Annotated in this window: 13 protein-coding genes; all 13 read right to left on the reverse strand. The window is 37.1% G+C overall.

Annotation, left to right across the window (positions count from 1 at the left end):
- Positions 1-24: 24 nt before the first annotated feature.
- Positions 25-651 carry a 50S ribosomal protein L3 gene (rplC, locus tag CLOST_RS11060; protein WP_013362410.1) on the reverse strand — a complete coding sequence of 209 codons (627 nt, stop codon included), beginning with the start codon at positions 649-651 and terminating at the stop codon, positions 25-27.
- Between the two features lie 95 nt (positions 652-746).
- The gene (rpsJ, locus tag CLOST_RS11065; RefSeq protein WP_013362411.1) at positions 747-1,058 is read right to left on the reverse strand and encodes a 30S ribosomal protein S10; all 312 of its coding nucleotides are present in this window, start codon (positions 1,056-1,058) and stop codon (positions 747-749) included.
- A 455-nt stretch (positions 1,059-1,513) separates the two neighbouring features.
- Complete coding sequence (locus tag CLOST_RS14000) at positions 1,514-2,221, reverse strand: ABC transporter ATP-binding protein (protein ID WP_013362412.1); 708 nt, start codon at positions 2,219-2,221, stop codon at positions 1,514-1,516.
- Positions 2,222-2,992: an ABC transporter ATP-binding protein gene (locus CLOST_RS14005; protein WP_013362413.1), complete on the reverse strand. Its 771-nt coding sequence runs from the start codon at positions 2,990-2,992 to the stop codon at positions 2,222-2,224.
- Positions 2,992-3,858 (reverse strand): branched-chain amino acid ABC transporter permease, encoded by an 867-nt coding sequence (locus tag CLOST_RS11080; protein WP_013362414.1) that lies wholly within the window; start codon positions 3,856-3,858, stop codon positions 2,992-2,994. The genes CLOST_RS14005 and CLOST_RS11080 overlap by 1 nt, the downstream gene beginning before the upstream one ends.
- 12 nt (positions 3,859-3,870) lie before the next feature.
- Entirely contained in the window at positions 3,871-4,749 is an 879-nt protein-coding gene (locus tag CLOST_RS11085) for a branched-chain amino acid ABC transporter permease (protein ID WP_013362415.1), read from the reverse strand.
- 177 nt (positions 4,750-4,926) lie between these two features.
- Complete coding sequence (locus tag CLOST_RS11090; RefSeq protein WP_013362416.1) at positions 4,927-6,102, reverse strand: ABC transporter substrate-binding protein; 1,176 nt, start codon at positions 6,100-6,102, stop codon at positions 4,927-4,929.
- A gap of 281 nt (positions 6,103-6,383) precedes the next feature.
- Positions 6,384-7,577, reverse strand: coding sequence for an elongation factor Tu (tuf, locus tag CLOST_RS11095; RefSeq protein WP_013362418.1), 1,194 nt, complete (start codon positions 7,575-7,577; stop codon positions 6,384-6,386).
- Between the two features lie 101 nt (positions 7,578-7,678).
- Positions 7,679-9,751, reverse strand: coding sequence for an elongation factor G (gene fusA / locus CLOST_RS11100; RefSeq protein WP_013362419.1), 2,073 nt, complete (start codon positions 9,749-9,751; stop codon positions 7,679-7,681).
- Between the two features lie 35 nt (positions 9,752-9,786).
- Entirely contained in the window at positions 9,787-10,257 is a 471-nt protein-coding gene (rpsG, locus tag CLOST_RS11105; RefSeq protein ID WP_013362420.1) for a 30S ribosomal protein S7, read from the reverse strand.
- A 113-nt stretch (positions 10,258-10,370) separates the two neighbouring features.
- Entirely contained in the window at positions 10,371-10,793 is a 423-nt protein-coding gene (gene rpsL, locus CLOST_RS11110) for a 30S ribosomal protein S12 (protein ID WP_013362421.1), read from the reverse strand.
- Between the two features lie 219 nt (positions 10,794-11,012).
- Positions 11,013-14,552, reverse strand: coding sequence for a DNA-directed RNA polymerase subunit beta' (rpoC, locus tag CLOST_RS11115; RefSeq protein ID WP_013362422.1), 3,540 nt, complete (start codon positions 14,550-14,552; stop codon positions 11,013-11,015).
- 48 nt (positions 14,553-14,600) lie between these two features.
- Positions 14,601-18,314 carry a DNA-directed RNA polymerase subunit beta gene (gene rpoB, locus CLOST_RS11120; protein ID WP_041487205.1) on the reverse strand — a complete coding sequence of 1,238 codons (3,714 nt, stop codon included), beginning with the start codon at positions 18,312-18,314 and terminating at the stop codon, positions 14,601-14,603.
- Between the last annotated feature and the right edge of the window lie 133 nt (positions 18,315-18,447).

An 18,447-nucleotide genomic window follows, 5' to 3' on the forward strand; every position in this document is an offset into this window, starting at 1 on the left:
TGTTCCTCCTTTCCTATCTATCGATTAACCTTTTATAGCCTTTTTAATTACTACTAGGCCTTTTTTCGGTCCTGGAACAGCACCTTTAATAAGGATAAGATTTTTTTCTACATCTACTTTAACTACTTCAAGATTTTGAATAGTTACTCTTTCAGCTCCCATGTGTCCAGCAAGTTTTTTACCTTTGAAAACTCTTGATGGATCAGAAGCCGCTCCCATTGAACCAGGTCCTCTGTGATATCTAGAACCGTGAGTCATAGGTCCTCTACTTTGATTATGTCTTTTTATAGGTCCTTGGAATCCCTTACCTTTTGAAGTTCCTATAGCGTCTACTTTCTCTCCAGCTTCAAATACATCTACTTTGATTTCTTGAGCTAAAGAATAAGCTGATAAATCTTCAACTTTAAATTCTCTTACGAATTTTTTAAAGCCTACTCCTGCTTTTGCAAAGTGTCCTCTAAGAGGTTTGTTAACTCTCTTTTCTTTAACTTCTCCAAAAGCAACCTGAACAGCCTCATAGCCATCAGTTTCTTTGTTCTTGATTTGTGTTACTACCATAGGTCCTGCCTCAATTACTGTAACTGGAACTAATCTTCCATCTTCAGCAAAAACTTGAGTCATTCCTAATTTTCTTCCTAGTACTGCTTTCATAAGTACACCTCCATTAATCTTACAGCGGATTGCTGAGCAATCATACTAAGATAAGGTATCTATCTATTTAAAATACCTTAACTTCTTTGTGCATTTTACAGTTTGATTTCTATGTCTACGCCTGCTGGCAGGTCTAGTCTCATTAGAGAATCAACTGTCTTAGAGCTTGGGTTGCTAATATCTATAAGTCTCTTGTGAGTTCTGATTTCGAACTGCTCTCTAGAGTCTTTGTATTTGTGAACCGCTCTTAAGATTGTGATAATTTGTTTCTCTGTAGGTAGCGGAATTGGTCCTGAAACAGATGCTCCTGTCCCTTTAGCCGTCTCTACAATTTTCTCAGCTGACATATCTAGGATTCTGTGATCGTAAGATTTCAGTCTGATTCTGATCTTTTGATTTTTTGACATTTTTTTACCTCCTATCGTACGATTATCGTACGACTCGACCTCTGAAAACTGTTCCGGGTGTTTCTAAAGTGTGTTTAAAAAAAACAGCCTTTCAGCGTCTCGTCGCCCCATTCTAGATGTTGCATACTCCGTAGAAATTACCCAAGCAATGCTTAGCAACCTTCTACATCATCGCATTCCTTAAAAAACACACTACTATATTGTATATCAGCATCATACCTAATGCAAGCTTTTTTTGTTTATTTTTAAAGTTTTTTAGAAGTTTTTTTCAGCTAGATTTTTCAGAATAATCCATAATTATTATTCTACTTTTTGAAAGTGAAAAAATCTGTTTAAAACACAGATTTTTTCACTTTCTCAACCTATTAATTATACCTTAAATTAAAAATATATCCAAGTTTTTTATAATAAAGTTATTATTTTTAATCGAAATTACGACTTCATGATTATATACTCTAATGTTTTTTTCCTAAATAAGCTTCTTGGATTCTCTCATCTTTTAGTAAATCTTTTGCATTGCCCTCTAAGGTAACAACTCCCTGCTCCAAAATATAGGCTTTGTTTGCTACCGAAAGAGCTTTATAAGCATTTTGCTCTACGAGTAGAATTGTTTTTCCCATATTTTGAATTTCTTCAACTATTTCAAATATTGTTTTAATAAAAAGTGGAGCAAGGCCTAGTGATGGCTCATCTAAAAGCACAAGATTTGGATTGCTCATTATGCCTCTACCCATAGCAAGCATCTGCTGTTCCCCTCCCGAGAGAGTTCCTGCAACCTGATTAATTCTCTCATCCAGTCTTGGAAAAAGCTTAAATATGCCTTTCAAATCTTCTTCAATCTTATCCTTGTCTTTTCTAAGAAAAGCTCCCATATATAAATTCTCTTTTACAGTGAGATTTGCAAATATTATTCTGCCTTCAGGAACTTGACATATGCCAGATTCAACTATTTTATGCGGAGCCTTGGCTAGTGGCTGTCCCTTATAAAGTATTTCGCCTTCCTTAGGCTTAACTATCCCACTGATACAATTAAGAAGAGTTGATTTTCCTGCTCCGTTAGAACCTATTATAGATACAACATCGCCTTCTTTTACATCAATAGACACTCCTCTTAGGGCGTGTATTCCACCATAATATACATTTAGATTTTTTATTTGTAGCATCTATTCGTCCTCCTTTCCAAGATAAGCTTCGATTACATTTTTATCATCTTGGATTTCTTTAGGAGAGCCCTGTGCTAAAGGAAGACCGAAGTTTAGTACAAATATCCTGTCACAAACACCCATAATAAGGTCCATATGATGCTCTATTACTAAAACAGTCACATCGAGCTTGTCTCTTATTTCTCTTATAAGTTCCATAAGTCTAAGAGTTTCTTCGGGATTCATTCCAGCTGCTGGCTCATCAAGTAGAATGAGTTTTGGATTAAGAGCGAGCGCTCTTGCAATTTCCAATCTTCTTTGAAGTCCATAAGGAAGATTTGATGCTAGCATATTTTTATGCTGAGTAAGCCCCATAAGCTCCATTAAATCTTCAGCTTTTTTTGCAAGTAGCTTCTCTTCATTTTTAAACTTCCTCGTTCTAAAAACACTGTCTAAAAGCCCATAACTAGCTGACTTGTGACAAGCAATTAAAACATTTTCATAGGTAGTTAAATTCTTAAATAATCTTATGTTTTGGAACGTTCTTGTTATTCCTGTATTTGCTATTTGAAATGGCTTTAATCCACTAATTGACTTTCCTTCAAATAAAACATCGCCTTCTGTAAGTCCATATATTCCAGTAATAAGATTGAAAATGGTAGTTTTACCAGCTCCATTAGGACCTATCAGTCCAAATATCTCACCTTTTTTAATGCTAAAATCCACTCCACCTACTGCAGTTAGTCCTCCAAATTTTTTGGTGACATTTTTTAATGTTAGCATCTCGCTCATTAAATATTCACCTCTTTTTCTTTATTGAATAATTTTTTTATAAATTTGAAATTAAGCTCTTTTCCTCCCATAAGCCCTCTAGGTCTGCTTATCATGATAGCAATAACAGCTAATCCATAAATCACAAGTCTCCACTGGTAGAAGTCTCTAAGTATCTCTGGAAGTGCAGTAAGAAGGATAGCTCCAATAACGCTTCCTGTAATACTTCCAAGTCCACCAAAAATCACTATAATTGTAAGTTCTGTGGATTTAACCATTTGGAACATAAGCGGTTGTAGATATCCAAGGTAATGTGCTAGCATTCCTCCTGCAACTCCTGCATATAGTGCACTAATTCCCAGTGATGTCATTTTATATCTAAATACATCTATCCCAACTATCTGAGATGCAAGTTCTTCCTCTCTTATTGCTTTCATATTTCTACCATGTCTGGAATTTATTATAAATACCATTACTATAATTGCAACAACATCTATAATCATTACGTTCCAAAATGTTGTATATAATGGAATACCTGCCCATCCTCTAGAGCCACCGAAATACTGAATATTATCAAGTATAAGTCTAATAGCTTCTCCAAAACCAAGAGTTGCTATACAAAAATAATCTCCTTTTAGATTAAGCGTGAATTTTCCTATTATTAAGCTTATAAGTGCTGCTGATAGGCCACCAACCAATAACGCAGGAATAAACGGAAGTCCAAGCTTGACAGTCATCATCGTAGTCATATACGCTCCTATAGCCATAAAGCCTGCATGTCCAAAAGAAAAAAGCCCTGTAAACCCTGTAAGAAGAGATAAACCTAGCACTGTTAAGAGATTTATTCCAGCCAGTATTAGTATCCCTTGCACATAATACATATCCATATCTATCCCTCCTTATGCCTTATCCTCGTTAGATTTACCCATGATTCCAGTAGGTCTGATAATTAAAACAGCAATAAGTAGTGCAAAAGCTATCAAATCTCTATATTGTGAGGATATATATCCCGATGTAAGCGTTTCGATAATTCCTAATAAAATAGAACCTATAACTGCGCCTTGCAAACTTCCTAGTCCTCCAAATACAGCTGCTATAAAAGATTTCATAGTTATTGCGCCAATCTGTGGATATACAGTATATTTCATACCAAAAAGTACGCCTGCAATCCCTGCTAATATTCCTCCAAGTAAAAATATAGTAAATATTACTTTGTCAACATTTACTCCCATAAGAGTACTCCCTTTAGAGCTGTATGATGTCGCTCTAATAGCTAGTCCTATTTTAGTTTTCTCTATTATATATACTAATATACTCAAGCTTATAGCCGAGATGACAAACATAAGAACATCTAGCCTTCCTATTGTCAGTCCTCCAATTTGAATCGGAGTAGCAGAAAACACTGGTGGATAGGTTCTAAAAGTAGGCCCAATCGTCGCTACTACAATATTTTCTAAAAATATAGATGCACCCATTGCTGATATTATAAAGTATAAAAACGGTGCATTTCTTTTTCGCAGTGGATTATAGGCTACTTTTTCGAGTACTACTGCTAGCAATCCAGAGCCAAGCGCCGCAGTTAAAAATGCAACTGGAAAGCTGAAATTTAGTAAGGAAATACAAAAAAATCCTATGTATGAGCCTATCATTATTACTCCGCCATGGGCAAAGTTAGAAAAGTTCATAATACTGTAAACCAGTGAATATCCAACTGCCATAAGTGCATAAACACTTCCAATGGATAAGCCGTTAATCATCTGCTGTATGAATCCAATCATCGAATTAACCCCTTTCGTACCTCATATTAGGCAACTCTTATAGATTAAATAGCAAAGTCTTCTTTAATATGTAAAGAAGACTTTGCCATTATTTTAGTTAAAACAAGCTTCCCCTAGCTTAACAGTAAGTTTTATATTACTTATAAGTGGGACTCTTATTTAATAATCTAGAGCACTTTATTCAGCCGCATATTTTTCTTGGAATTCATAGTTTCCGCCAGTAATCTTAATTATTGCAGCTTCTTTACCTTCAGGGTTATGAGTTTCTGGACTTATATTAATGTTACCAGTGATACCTTCAACTTTTGCAGTTGATAAAGCTTTTGCTATAGCATCTGAATCTGTTGAATTAGCATCTTTTACTGCTTGCTCAAATAGTTTGAATGCATCATGTACTAAATAACCATTAAGCTCAAGATTTTTATTGTATTTAGCTTTGTATTGTTCTTGGAAAGGTTTTACATCTGGATCATTAAAATCAAGATGGTTTACTACGAAGCTTCCTTCTATAGCATCGCTAGCCATTTCTATAAGCTGATCTGAAGGCCAGCCATCTCCACCCATTAATACTGATGTAATTCCTAGTTCTCTAGCTTGATTTGCACTAAGAGCAACTTCTTTATAATAATAAGGCATGAAAATCACTTCTGGCTGAGCTTCTTTGATTTTACTAAGCTGCGCTCTAAAATCAACGTCTCCAGCTTTAAATCCTTCTTTAGCTACTATAGTTCCACCTTTTTCTGTAAACGTTTTCTCGAAGAATTCAGTAAGTCCTTGAGAATAGTCACTTGTTACATCGTATAGTATAGCTGCTTTAGTAAAGCTTAATTTATCGGCTGCATATCCAGCTGCTACTGCCCCTTGATATGGGTCGATAAAGCAAACTCTAAAATTGTATGGTTTTACGCTTCCGTCATCATTAACTGTAACTTTTGGATTTGTTGCAACTGTAGCTATATTTGCTACTTTCATTTGCTCTAATACTCCTGAAATTGATATAGCTTGTCCACTAGCATTAGGTCCAAGTATTGCAACAACTTTGTCTTGAGAGGTAAGTCTCTTAACAGCGTTAACTGCTTCAGTAGCATCTCCCCTAGTATCATAACCTATAACTTCAATTTGCTTCCCAAGTATTCCACCTGCTGCATTTGCATCTTCAACTACCATTTTTAAGGTATCGAATTCACAAGTTCCCCATACAGCCTGATCTCCAGTAAGAGAACCTATCCAACCAATCTTAATTGTATCACTTTCAGCTGCATCTCCTCCTGCAGATGGCTGGCTAGAGCACCCTGCAAACAACATAGTGCTTAATACAAAAATTAGAAGTAGATATGTAGTAATCTTCTTCATGACTTACAACCTCCCTTTGATTCATATTTTTATTTCGTTTAGTATACCACACTAGTAGTGTGTACTCAATATCTGATTTTTCTAAATATTTAATAAATTTTTTTATACGGAAATTTATTTTTTTATATATCATTAAGTAAAAAATTAAATGAAATTATTTTTTTATAAGCTATTGTTATTTAAATTGTTTTTTTAGCTTTGCTAGCAAAACCTAAAAAAACAAAAAATAAAAAACGAGCTTTTGCATAATGCAAAAGCTCGTATATAAGTCAGGGCTTTAATTACTCTACGATTGTAGCAACAACACCAGCGCCTACAGTTCTTCCGCCTTCTCTGATAGCAAAACGAAGTCCCTCTTCCATAGCGATTGGAGTGATAAGCTCAACTGAAATAGTGATGTTATCTCCAGGCATAACCATTTCTACGCCATCTGGAAGTGTGATGTCACCAGTTACGTCAGTTGTTCTGAAGTAAAACTGTGGTCTATATCCTTTAAAGAATGGAGTATGTCTTCCACCCTCTTCTTTTTTAAGTACGTAGATTTCTGCAGTGAACTTCGTTCTTGGTTTGATTGTTCCTGATTTAGCTAGAACTTGTCCTCTTTCGATATCATCTCTAGTTACACCTCTAAGAAGTGCTCCTATGTTATCTCCAGCTTGCGCTTGATCTAGTAACTTTCTGAACATCTCTACTCCAGTTACTACTACTTTTCTTGCTTCTTCTGTAAGTCCAACGATTTCTACCTCGTCTTGAACTTTTAGAATTCCTCTTTCTACTCTTCCTGTTGCAACTGTTCCTCTACCAGTGATTGAGAATACGTCCTCTACTGGCATTAGGAAAGGCTTGTCGATATCTCTTTCTGGCTCTGGAATGTAGCTATCGATTTGCTCGAATAACTCAACGATTTTGTCTCCCCACTCAGATGCTGGATCTTCTAATGCTTTTAGTGCTGATCCTCTGATAATTGGAGTGTCATCTCCTGGGAATTCGTACTCGTTTAGTAGGTCTCTTACTTCCATTTCTACTAGCTCAAGTAGCTCTTCGTCATCTACCATGTCACATTTGTTTAGGAATACTACGATGTATGGTACCCCTACCTGTCTTGATAGTAGGATATGCTCTCTTGTTTGTGGCATTGGTCCATCTGCTGCTGAACATACTAGGATAGCTCCGTCCATCTGTGCTGCTCCTGTGATCATGTTCTTAACGTAGTCAGCATGGCCTGGGCAGTCAACGTGTGCGTAGTGTCTGTTTGGAGTCTCATACTCAACGTGTGCTGTTGAGATTGTGATTCCTCTTTCTCTTTCCTCTGGTGCCTTATCTATGTTTTCGAAATCTACTGCTGCTCCGAATCCGTATCTTGCATGTAATGTCTTTGTGATTGCTGCTGTTAATGTTGTTTTTCCGTGGTCTACGTGTCCTATTGTTCCAATATTAACGTGTGGCTTGGTTCTTTCAAATTTAGCTTTTGCCATTTTAAAAATCCTCCTTTTAAGTGAATGTATACTTGATATTAGGAAAGCCAAAAGGCCTTCCTATATTTATATTTTATACTAAAAATTCAAATAGTATCTTACTATTTTCCTTCTTCCATTATCTTTTTAGCAATAGAAGCTGGAACTTCTTCATAGTGGTCAAATATCATTGTGTAAGTTGCTCTACCTTGAGTCATAGAACGAAGAGTTGTAGAATAACCAAACATTTCTGAAAGTGGAACCATAGCGTTGATAGCTTGTGCTCCTCCTTGTCTAGCTTCCATTCCTTCGATTCTACCTCTACGAGAGTTAAGGTCTCCCATAACATCTCCCATGTAGTCTTCTGGAGTAACAACTTCAACTTTGAAGTATGGCTCAAGAATTATAGCGTTAGCTTTTCTCATACCATCTTTAAATGCCATAGAAGCAGCCATCTTAAACGCCATCTCTGATGAGTCAACCTCATGATAAGAACCATCATAAAGCTCAACTTTTACGTCTACAACTGGATATCCAGCAAGAATACCAGCAGCCATAGCGCTTTGAAGTCCTGCATCAACTGGTCCGATGTATTCTCTAGGAACAGATCCACCAACTGTAGAGTTTACAAACTGGTATCCAGCTCCTGGCTCTTGAGGGAACATTCTAATTTTAACATGACCGTACTGACCACGTCCACCAGACTGTTTAGCATATTTGTGTTCAATATCAACAGGGTTCTTAATTGTTTCACGATAAGCAACCTGAGGTGCTCCAACATTAGCTTCTACTTTGAATTCTCTAAGCAGACGGTCAACGATGATTTCAAGGTGAAGCTCACCCATACCACCGATAATAGTCTGTCCAGTTTCTTCATCAGTACGAACTCTAAATGTAGGATCCTCTTCTGAAAGTCTTTGAAGTGCCACACCCATTTTTTCCTGAGCAGCTTTTGATTTTGGCTCAATAGCTACGTGGATAACTGGTTCTGGGAATTCCATAGACTCAAGAATAATTGGGTGGTCTGGATCACAAAGAGTATCACCAGTTGTAGTGTCCTTAAGACCTACAGCAGATGCGATATCTCCAGCATATACTTCAGAGATTTCTTCTCTTGTGTTAGCATGCATCTGAAGGATACGTCCAATTCTTTCTTTTTTATTCTTAGTAGAGTTGATTACATAAGAACCAGATTTAAGTACTCCTGAATAAACTCTAAAGAAAGCAAGCTTTCCAACAAATGGGTCAGCCATGATTTTAAATGCAAGAGCTGCAAAAGGTTCTTCATCTGAAGAGTGTCTTTCTGCTTCTTCTCCATCTAGAAGTAATCCTTTAATAGCTGGAATATCAAGTGGAGATGGCATATAATCAATAACTGCATCTAGAACTAGCTGAACACCTTTATTTCTGTAAGCTGTTCCACAGAATACTGGATTAACTTCACAAGCAATTACACCTTTTCTAAGTGCAACCTTAAGCTCTTCTACAGAGATTTCTTCTCCTTCAAGGAACTTCATTGTTAAGTCTTCATCTAACTCAGCTATAGTTTCTACCATTTTTTCTCTGTATTCTTCTGCTAGAGCTTTCATATCTTCTGGGATTTCAACTATGTCAACTTCTTGACCTTTGTCATCCTTATACATATAAGCCTTCATAATCATAAGGTCGATTATTCCAGTAAATGTATCTTCAGCTCCTATAGGAAGATGTAGAGCTACTGCATTAGCTCCTAATCTATCTTTCATCATTTGAACAACTCTTAAAAAGTCTGCTCCTATGATATCCATTTTATTAACGAACGCAATTCTTGGAACGTTATAGTTATTTGCTTGTCTCCAAACATTCTCAGATTGTGGCTCAACTCCGCCTTTCGCACAAAATACAGCTACAGCTCCATCTAGAACTCTAAGAGATCTTTCAACCTCAACTGTAAAATCTACGTGGCCCGGAGTATCTATAATGTTAATTCTATGATCTTTCCACTCAGCAGTTGTAGCAGCAGAAGTAATTGTTATACCTCTTTCTTTTTCCTGCTCCATCCAGTCCATTTGAGAAGCTCCTTCGTGAGTCTCTCCAATTTTATGGGTTTTTCCTGTGTAGAATAGAATTCTCTCTGTCGTGGTAGTCTTACCCGCATCTATGTGGGCCATGATACCAATATTTCTAGTTCTTTCTAAAGGGAACTTTCTTGACACGTATTACACTCCTTTCTGGCAAAACGAATACTATTTTACCAACGATAGTGAGCAAATGCTCTATTTGCGTCTGCCATTTTGTGGGTGTCTTCTTTCTTCTTAACTGAAGCCCCTGTACCGTTAGCTGCATCCATAATTTCTTTTGCTAGCTTATCAGTCATACCTTTTTCGCCTCTAAGTCTAGTGTATTTCACTAACCATCTAAGTCCTAGAGTTTCTCTTCTATCAGGTCTAACTTCTATTGGCACCTGGTAGTTAGCTCCACCAACTCTTCTAGCTTTTACTTCAAGTACTGGCATGATATTATTCATAGCTTTGTCAAAAACCTCTAATGGATCTTCACCAGTCTTTTCTTTTATAATATCAAACGCACCATATACAATCTTTTGTGATGTACCTTTTTTTCCATCTAGCATAACTTTATTTATTAATTTTGTCACAACCTTGCTTGCGTACATAGGGTCTGGCAAAATTTCTCTCTTTGGAACATTACCTTTTCTTGGCACTATACTTCCCTCCTTAATAATCTAATTTATTAGATCATCGGTACTCGACATAAGCTGTTTCTATGTCGCGGGCGCCTGTTATATATATAATAAACGCACCGAACAATACTCAACTATTTCTTAGCAGCTTTTGGTTTCTTTGCACCGTACTTTGATCTTGCTTGCATTCTCTTGTCTACTCCTGATGTATCTAGCGTTCCTCTCACAATGTGATAACGAACTCCTGGTAAGTCTTTAACTCTTCCTCCTCTGATTAGAACAACACTATGCTCTTGCAGATTGTGTCCTTCTCCTGGGATATAAGCTGAAACTTCCATTTGATTTGTCAGTCTAACTCTGGCAACTTTTCTTAACGCTGAGTTAGGTTTTTTAGGAGTAACAGTCTTTACTGACGTACAAACTCCTCTTTTTTGTGGAGCAGATATCTCTGTTCCTTTTTTTCTAAGAGAGTTAAATCCTCTTTGAAGAGCTGGAGCTGTAGATTTTTTTTCTACTTCTTCTCTTCCCTTACGAATTAACTGACTAATGGTTGGCATTCGCGCACCTCCTTTTAAATTATTTGTTTTTTTGCACAGCCAACTGCTTTGAGTATTGCTACCGTCGCTAAAGAATTCATATGTAAATTCAAAAGCCTCTAATAGCTTGGTTTTAAAAAATCATTTGACCAGTGTAATGAAATTAGCAGTCCCCTTAAGGAGTCTGCTAATTTACACACTGTTATATTTTACCACCAGGTTTGGTAGTAGTCAACATATTTAATCTACAAAATTCTCTATTTTTTGCTCTTTAGCGTCTGGCTTAACCATATCAGGAGTAGAAATTTCTATAGTCTTATATCTTTTCATGCCTGTACCTGCTGGAATAAGCTTTCCGATAATAACATTTTCTTTTAGTCCAATTAGATTGTCTTTCTTGCCTTTTATAGCTGCCTCAGTAAGAACTCTAGTAGTTTCCTGGAATGATGCCGCTGACAAGAATGATTCTGTCGCAAGAGATGCTTTAGTTATACCAAGCAGAACTCTTTTTATTGTAGCTGGCTGTAAGCCATTTTCAACTGCCTTTTCATTTATGCGTCTTAGTTCTAAGATATCAACTAGAGCTCCAGGAAGAAGATTTGTATCTCCTGATTCTTCTACTTTTACCTTAGAAAGCATTTGTCTTATTATGATTTCAATGTGTTTATCATTGATATCAACACCCTGAAGTCTATATACCCTTTGAACCTCTTTAACTATATAATCTTGAACCCCAGTTACTCCATTAACTCTAAGGATATCATGAGGATTAATAGATCCTTGTGTAAGTGGTTCTCCAGCTTTAACTTTAGCACCATCTTTTACTTTCATTCTAGAGCCATAAGGAATGGTGTAGTTCTTTTCTTCCCCTGAATCTGTGGTAACTATAGCTTCTTTCTTTCTTCCAGTTTCTTCTATTCTAACAGTTCCTGCAAACTCAGTAATAACAGCAAGTCCTTTAGGTTTTCTACCTTCGAAAAGCTCTTCAACCCTTGGAAGACCTTGCGTTATATCTCCTCCTGCAACTCCACCTGTATGGAAAGTACGCATTGTAAGCTGAGTACCCGGCTCGCCGATTGACTGCGCGGCAATAATACCTACAGCTTCACCTACATTTACTTCTTTTCCTGTTGCTAGGTTACGTCCGTAGCATTTAGCACAGATACCTTTTTTAGCTTTACAGTTAAGAGGTGTACGTAGTTTTAGATATTCTATACCAGCTGCAACAATTTTTTCAGCATCAGTTTCTTGAATCATTTCGCCTGCTGGAACAATTAGTTCGTTAGTTTCTGGATGAATTATATTCTCTAGTGCATATCTTCCTGCGATACGATCGAATAGACCTTCTATTTCCTCGTTTCCGTCTTTAAATGCACTTACTTCTATTCCCTCATTCGTCTCACAATCAAGCTCTCTTACGATAACGTCCTGTGATACGTCAACAAGTCTTCTTGTTAGGTATCCAGAGTCAGCTGTACGAAGTGCTGTATCGGCTAGACCTTTACGGGCACCATGAGAAGATGTAAAGTACTCAAGGACAGATAGTCCTTCACGGAAGTTCGATTTAACTGGGATTTCAACTGTCTTACCAGATGCATTCGCCATAAGACCACGCATACCAGCAAGCTGTCTAATCTGTTTTTTAGAACCCCTCGCTCCAGATACAGCCATAATGTTGATGTTATTAAGAGGTCCAAGTTTCTTCATAAGAGCATCAGTTACTTCTTCAGTAGTTTTAGCCCAAGTCTCTATTACTCTTTCATATCTCTCATCATCAGACATAAGTCCTCTTCTGAAGTTCTTTTCATACTTTTCAACTTTTTGCTCAGCTTCTCTTATCAGTGCGTACTTCTCTTCTGGAATCTCCATATCTGCAACCGAAACAGAAATAGCCGCTCTAGTTGAAAACTTAAATCCAAGATTCTTAATATTATCAAGCATGATAGCAGTCATAGTATTTCCATGCTTTCTAAAGCATTTGTCTATAACCTTTCCTATCATTTTCTTGTCTAATATAAAATCAACTTCAAGAGCATAAGGCTCTTTTTCTCTATCTACATATCCTAAATCTTGAGGGATATTTTCATTAAAAATAAATCTTCCAACAGTACTCTCAACAAGTCTGCCTGGATCATCTGAAGATTTTTTTACTTTTACTCTTACTCTAGCATGAAGATGGACTTGATGATTTTCATAAGCAAGCATCATTTCAGTGAAGTCCTTAAATACAGAGCCTTCCCCTATAACACCCTTTTCTTCAATAGTAAGGTAGTAAGTACCAAGTACCATATCCTGAGTAGGAGTAGTAATAGGCGCTCCATCTTTAGGCGCTAGAATGTTGTTTGGAGAAAGCATTAAGAATCTTCCTTCGGCTTGTGCTTCTACTGAAAGAGGCACGTGAACAGCCATCTGGTCTCCATCGAAATCCGCATTATAAGCAGTACATACAAGTGGATGAAGCTTTATAGCTTTACCTTCAACTAAAACTGGTTCAAATGCTTGAATTCCAAGTCTATGCAGAGTCGGAGCACGGTTTAGAAGTACTGGATGTCCTTTAATTACTTCTTCTAGAATATCCCAAACCTCTGGTTTAATCTTTTCAACCATACGCTTAGCACTCTTTATGTTGTGCGCGTAATTTTTCTTAACTAGTTCATTCATTACAAACGGCTTAAATAGTTCTAAAGCCATCTTCTTAGGAAGTCCACACTGATAAAACTTCAGCTCTGGTCCAACTACTATAACCGAACGTCCAGAATAGTCAACACGCTTTCCTAGAAGGTTCTGACGGAAACGTCCTTGCTTTCCTTTTAGCATGTCAGAAAGTGACTTAAGAGGTCTGTTTCCAGGACCAGTTACAGGTCTTCCTCTTCTTCCGTTGTCTATAAGAGCATCAACTGCCTCTTGAAGCATTCTTTTTTCATTTCTTACAATGATATCAGGTGCTCCAAGCTCAAGAAGTCTTTTTAGACGGTTGTTTCTGTTTATTACTCTTCTATATAAATCATTTAGGTCAGAAGTTGCAAATCTTCCTCCATCAAGCTGTACCATAGGTCTAAGATCTGGTGGTATAACTGGAACTACATCTAAAATCATCCATGTTGGATCATTTCCAGACTGCCTAAATGCTTCTACTACTTCTAGTCGTCTTATCGTCTTAATTCTTTTTTGACCAGTAGCATCTTTAAGCTTTGCTTTAAGCTCTTTTGAAAGTCTTTCAAGATCAACCTTTTTAAGTATTTCTTGAACAGCTTCAGCGCCCATCATAGCTTTAAATGCTTTGTGTCCAAAAGTTTCAAGAGCATCTCTATAGTCTTTTTCATTAAGAAGCTGATTTTCAGATAAGTTTGTCTCACCTGGATCAATTACTACATAAGATGCAAAATAAAGTATCTTCTCTAGTACTCTAGGTGACATATCTAGAAGGAGTCCCATACGAGATGGGATTCCTTTAAAATACCAAATATGAGAAACCGGAGCCGCTAGCTCGATATGACCCATTCTCTCTCTTCTTACTTTCGATCTTGTAACCTCAACTCCGCAGCGGTCACAAACTATACCCTTGTGTCTTGCTCTATCTCTTTTATATTTTCCGCAGTGGCATTCCCAGTCCTTTGTAGGTCCAAAAATTCTTTCGCAGAAAAGCCCATCTTTCTCTGGCTTTAAAGTTCTGTAGTTAATTGTTTCAGGTTTTTTTACTTCTCCCTTAGACCACTGTCTAATTTTTTCTGGAGAAGCTAGCCCTATTTGTATGGATTCAAAGTTGTTTAGTTCAAACAAGGAGTGTCGCTCCTTTCCTTGAAATTAATATAGTCAATCGTTAGCAAACTAAAAATCAAACTCATCATCTTCCTCATCTGTATCAGAAATAAATGAATCAAAATCTATATCATCATCGCCTTCTTCTTCAAGGTTAAAATCTTCTTCAGGCGTTAAAACTTCCTCTATCATGTCATCTCTATCTTCTGCTACATACTCAAATTCATCAACAAGTGCAGCTTCTTCAATAGATTCTCTAACTTCAATTTCCTCATCAGTTTCAGTTAGAACCTTAACATCTAAGCAAAGTGATTGAAGCTCTTTTATAAGAACCTTAAATGACTCTGGTATGCCTGGTTCTGGAACATTTTCACCCTTTACGATAGCTTCGTAAGTTTTAACCCTACCAACCACGTCGTCAGACTTAACTGTAAGGATTTCCTGAAGTGTGTGAGCTGCTCCATATGCCTCAAGAGCCCAAACCTCCATCTCTCCAAAACGCTGTCCTCCAAACTGAGCTTTACCTCCAAGAGGCTGCTGAGTAACTAAGGAGTAAGGTCCAGTTGATCTTGCATGTATTTTGTCGTCTACAAGGTGGTGAAGCTTAAGCATATACATGTATCCAACAGTTACTGGATTGTCAAAATAATCTCCAGTTCTTCCATCTTGAAGATGAATCTTTCCACTCTTTGGATAACCAGCTTTATCAAGAGCTTGGAAGATGTCTTCCTCAACTGCTCCATCAAATACAGGTGTTGCAACATGCCATCCCAGAGCTTTTGCAGCAAGTCCCATATGAATTTCCAGTACCTGTCCAATATTCATACGCGAAGGTACGCCTAGAGGGTTAAGTACGATTTCAACTGGTGTTCCATCAGGCATAAATGGCATATCCTCTTCTGGAAGAATTCTAGAAATAACCCCTTTATTACCATGGCGACCCGCCATTTTATCTCCAACATTAATTTTTCTCTTTTTAGCAATGTAGCATCTTACAAGTTCATTTACTCCTGGAGATAGTTCATCCCCATTTTCTCTTGTAAATATGCGGACATCAACTATAATTCCTGACTCTCCATGTGGAACTCTAAGAGATGTATCTCTAACTTCTCTAGCTTTCTCACCAAATATCGCGCGAAGCAATCTTTCCTCAGGAGTTATTTCAGTTTCACCCTTAGGTGTTACTTTACCTACTAAGATATCCCCAGATTCAACCTCAGCACCGATTCTAATTATTCCTCTTTCATCCAGATTCTTAATTGCATCGTCGCCTACATTAGGTATGTCTCTAGTAATCTCTTCTGGCCCTAGCTTTGTATCTCTAGCTTCAGCTTCATATTCTTCTATATGAATAGTAGATAATCTATCTTCCTTAACAAGTCTTTCATTAATTAAGATAGCATCCTCATAGTTATAACCTTCCCACGTCATGAATGCAACTAGGCAGTTTCTGCCAAGAGCAATTTCCCCTAAATCAGTAGAAGGTCCATCTGCTATAACGTCACCTTTTTTCATAACATCGCCCTTGTTTACAAGAGGTGTTTGATTGATACAAGTACCTTGGTTAGAACGTTTGAATTTAAGCAGACGATATCTATCTTTTTGTCCGTCTTCTCTTTTTATAATGATTTCTTTTGCCGATACTTTTTCTACTACTCCGTCGTGCCTTGCTACGATAACTGCACCAGAATCCTTGGCTGCTCTATATTCTATAGCAGTTCCTATAATAGGTGCTTCTCTTCTAACTAGCGGTACCGCCTGACGCTGCATGTTCGATCCCATAAGGGCACGGTTTGCGTCGTCGTTTTCCAAGAAAGGAATCATAGCCGTTGCAACTGAAACTACCTGTTTTGGTGAAACGTCAACGTAGTCAACCAACTCAGTAGGCACTAGTTCAACTGTACCCATCTTAGTTCTAGATGCAACCTTTGAGTTTACAAACCAGCTATCTTCAGATAGAGGCTCATTCGCCTGAACTCTGATGTATAAATCTTCTTCATCTGCTGTAAGATAATCTATGATTTCAGTTACTTTGTTATTTTCATTGTCTACTCTTCTATATGGAGATTCAATAAAACCATATTCATTGATTCTTGCATACACCGAAAGTGAGTTTATAAGTCCGATGTTTGGACCCTCTGGTGTCTCTATAGGACACATTCTTCCGTAATGAGAATAGTGTACGTCTCTTACCTCAAAGCCAGCTCTTTCTCTTGATAGACCACCTGGTCCAAGAGCAGAAAGTCTACGTTTGTGCGTAAGTTCAGAAAGTGGGTTTGTTTGGTCCATGAACTGAGATAACTGAGAAGAACCAAAAAACTCCTTGATTGCTGCAGTTACTGGTCTGATGTTCATTAATGAGTTAGGAGTAAGGTCTATAGCATCTTGAACAGTCATTCTTTCCTTGATAACTCTCTCCATTCTAGACAGACCGATTCTAAATTGATTCTGAAGAAGTTCTCCAACAGAACGAACTCTTCTGTTTCCTAGATGATCGATATCATCTATATTACCTATAGAATGGAATAAATTGAACTGATAACTGATAGATGCAATTATATCTTCCTCAGTTATGTGTTTTGGAACTAGCTCTCTTTTTCTTTCGATAAGCTGAGCTTTTATTTCTTCTTCTGTACTGAAATTGTCTAAGATTTCTCTTAGAACCTTATATCTTACTTTTTCTTTTATATTTAAATCGTCGATAGAAAAAGCTATATGCTTTTTAATGTCTACAAAACAGTTACCTATAACCTTAACTTCTTTTTCTTCTTCTCCATAGACATAAACATGAGATATTCCAATATCATCTAACATCTTAGCTTGCTCTACGCTAAGCTTAATTCCACTTGTAAGTACTACTTCTCCTGTAGATGGGTCTACCACATCTCTCGATAGTACTCTAGAGTAGATTCTGTTAGATAAAGCTAATTTTTTGTTGAATTTATATCTTCCAACTTTAGCTAAATCGTATCTCTTGTGATCAAAAAACATAGAGTTTATTAACGATGTCGCACTTTCTAATGTAGGTGGTTCACCAGGTCTTAATTTTTTATAAATTTCAATTAAGCCTTCGTCAGTTGACTTTGAGCTATCTTTAAGAATAGTAGCCTCAAGTCTTTCGTCATCACCAAGAAGTTCTCTAATTTCCTGGTCGCTTCCATAGCCTAATGCTCTGAGTAGCATAGTTACCGGTTGTTTTCTATTTCTGTCAATTCTTACAGAAACTATATCGTTTGAATCAGTTTCGTACTCAAGCCATGCTCCTCTGTTTGGAATTACAGTAGAAGAAATAAGTCTCTTTCCTGATTTATCCATTTCTTGAGAAAAATAAACACCTGGAGAACGTACTAACTGACTTACAATAACTCTTTCTGCTCCGTTGATTATAAATGTTCCCTTATCTGTCATAAGAGGAAAATCACCTAAAAATACTGGTTCTCCAGATTCGTTTTTAATTATCTTAGAACCATCTTCGTCTGGAACAGTAAGCCTTACTCTTACCTTCAGCGGTGCCGAGTAAGTTACATCTCTTTCTTTCGATTCTTCTACATCGTACTTTGGAGTTTCCTCAATAAAGTAATCAAGAAATTCCAGCTTAATATTTCCTGTATAGTCTTCTATAGGAAATACCTCTTCAAAAACTTCTCTAAGCCCTTCTCTAAGAAACCATTCATAGGATTCGAGCTGGATTTCTATAAGATTGGGAAGTTCTGCGACTTCAGTTATCTGAGAAAAGCTCATTCGGGTCCTTCTCCCGATTTGCACAGGATGTGGATGTGGCATCAAGACTTCACCTCTCAATAATAAAAATAAAACAAATGGGCAAAAGTACTCCATTATAAAGCATCAAATTATTATACCTAAACTCTGCCTTATTGTCAATGCAATTATTAGAACAAAAAAGTGCTTCAGGTAA

It is taken from the genome of Acetoanaerobium sticklandii (genome assembly GCF_000196455.1).
GTDB classification, from domain to species: Bacteria; Bacillota; Clostridia; order Peptostreptococcales; family Filifactoraceae; genus Acetoanaerobium; species Acetoanaerobium sticklandii.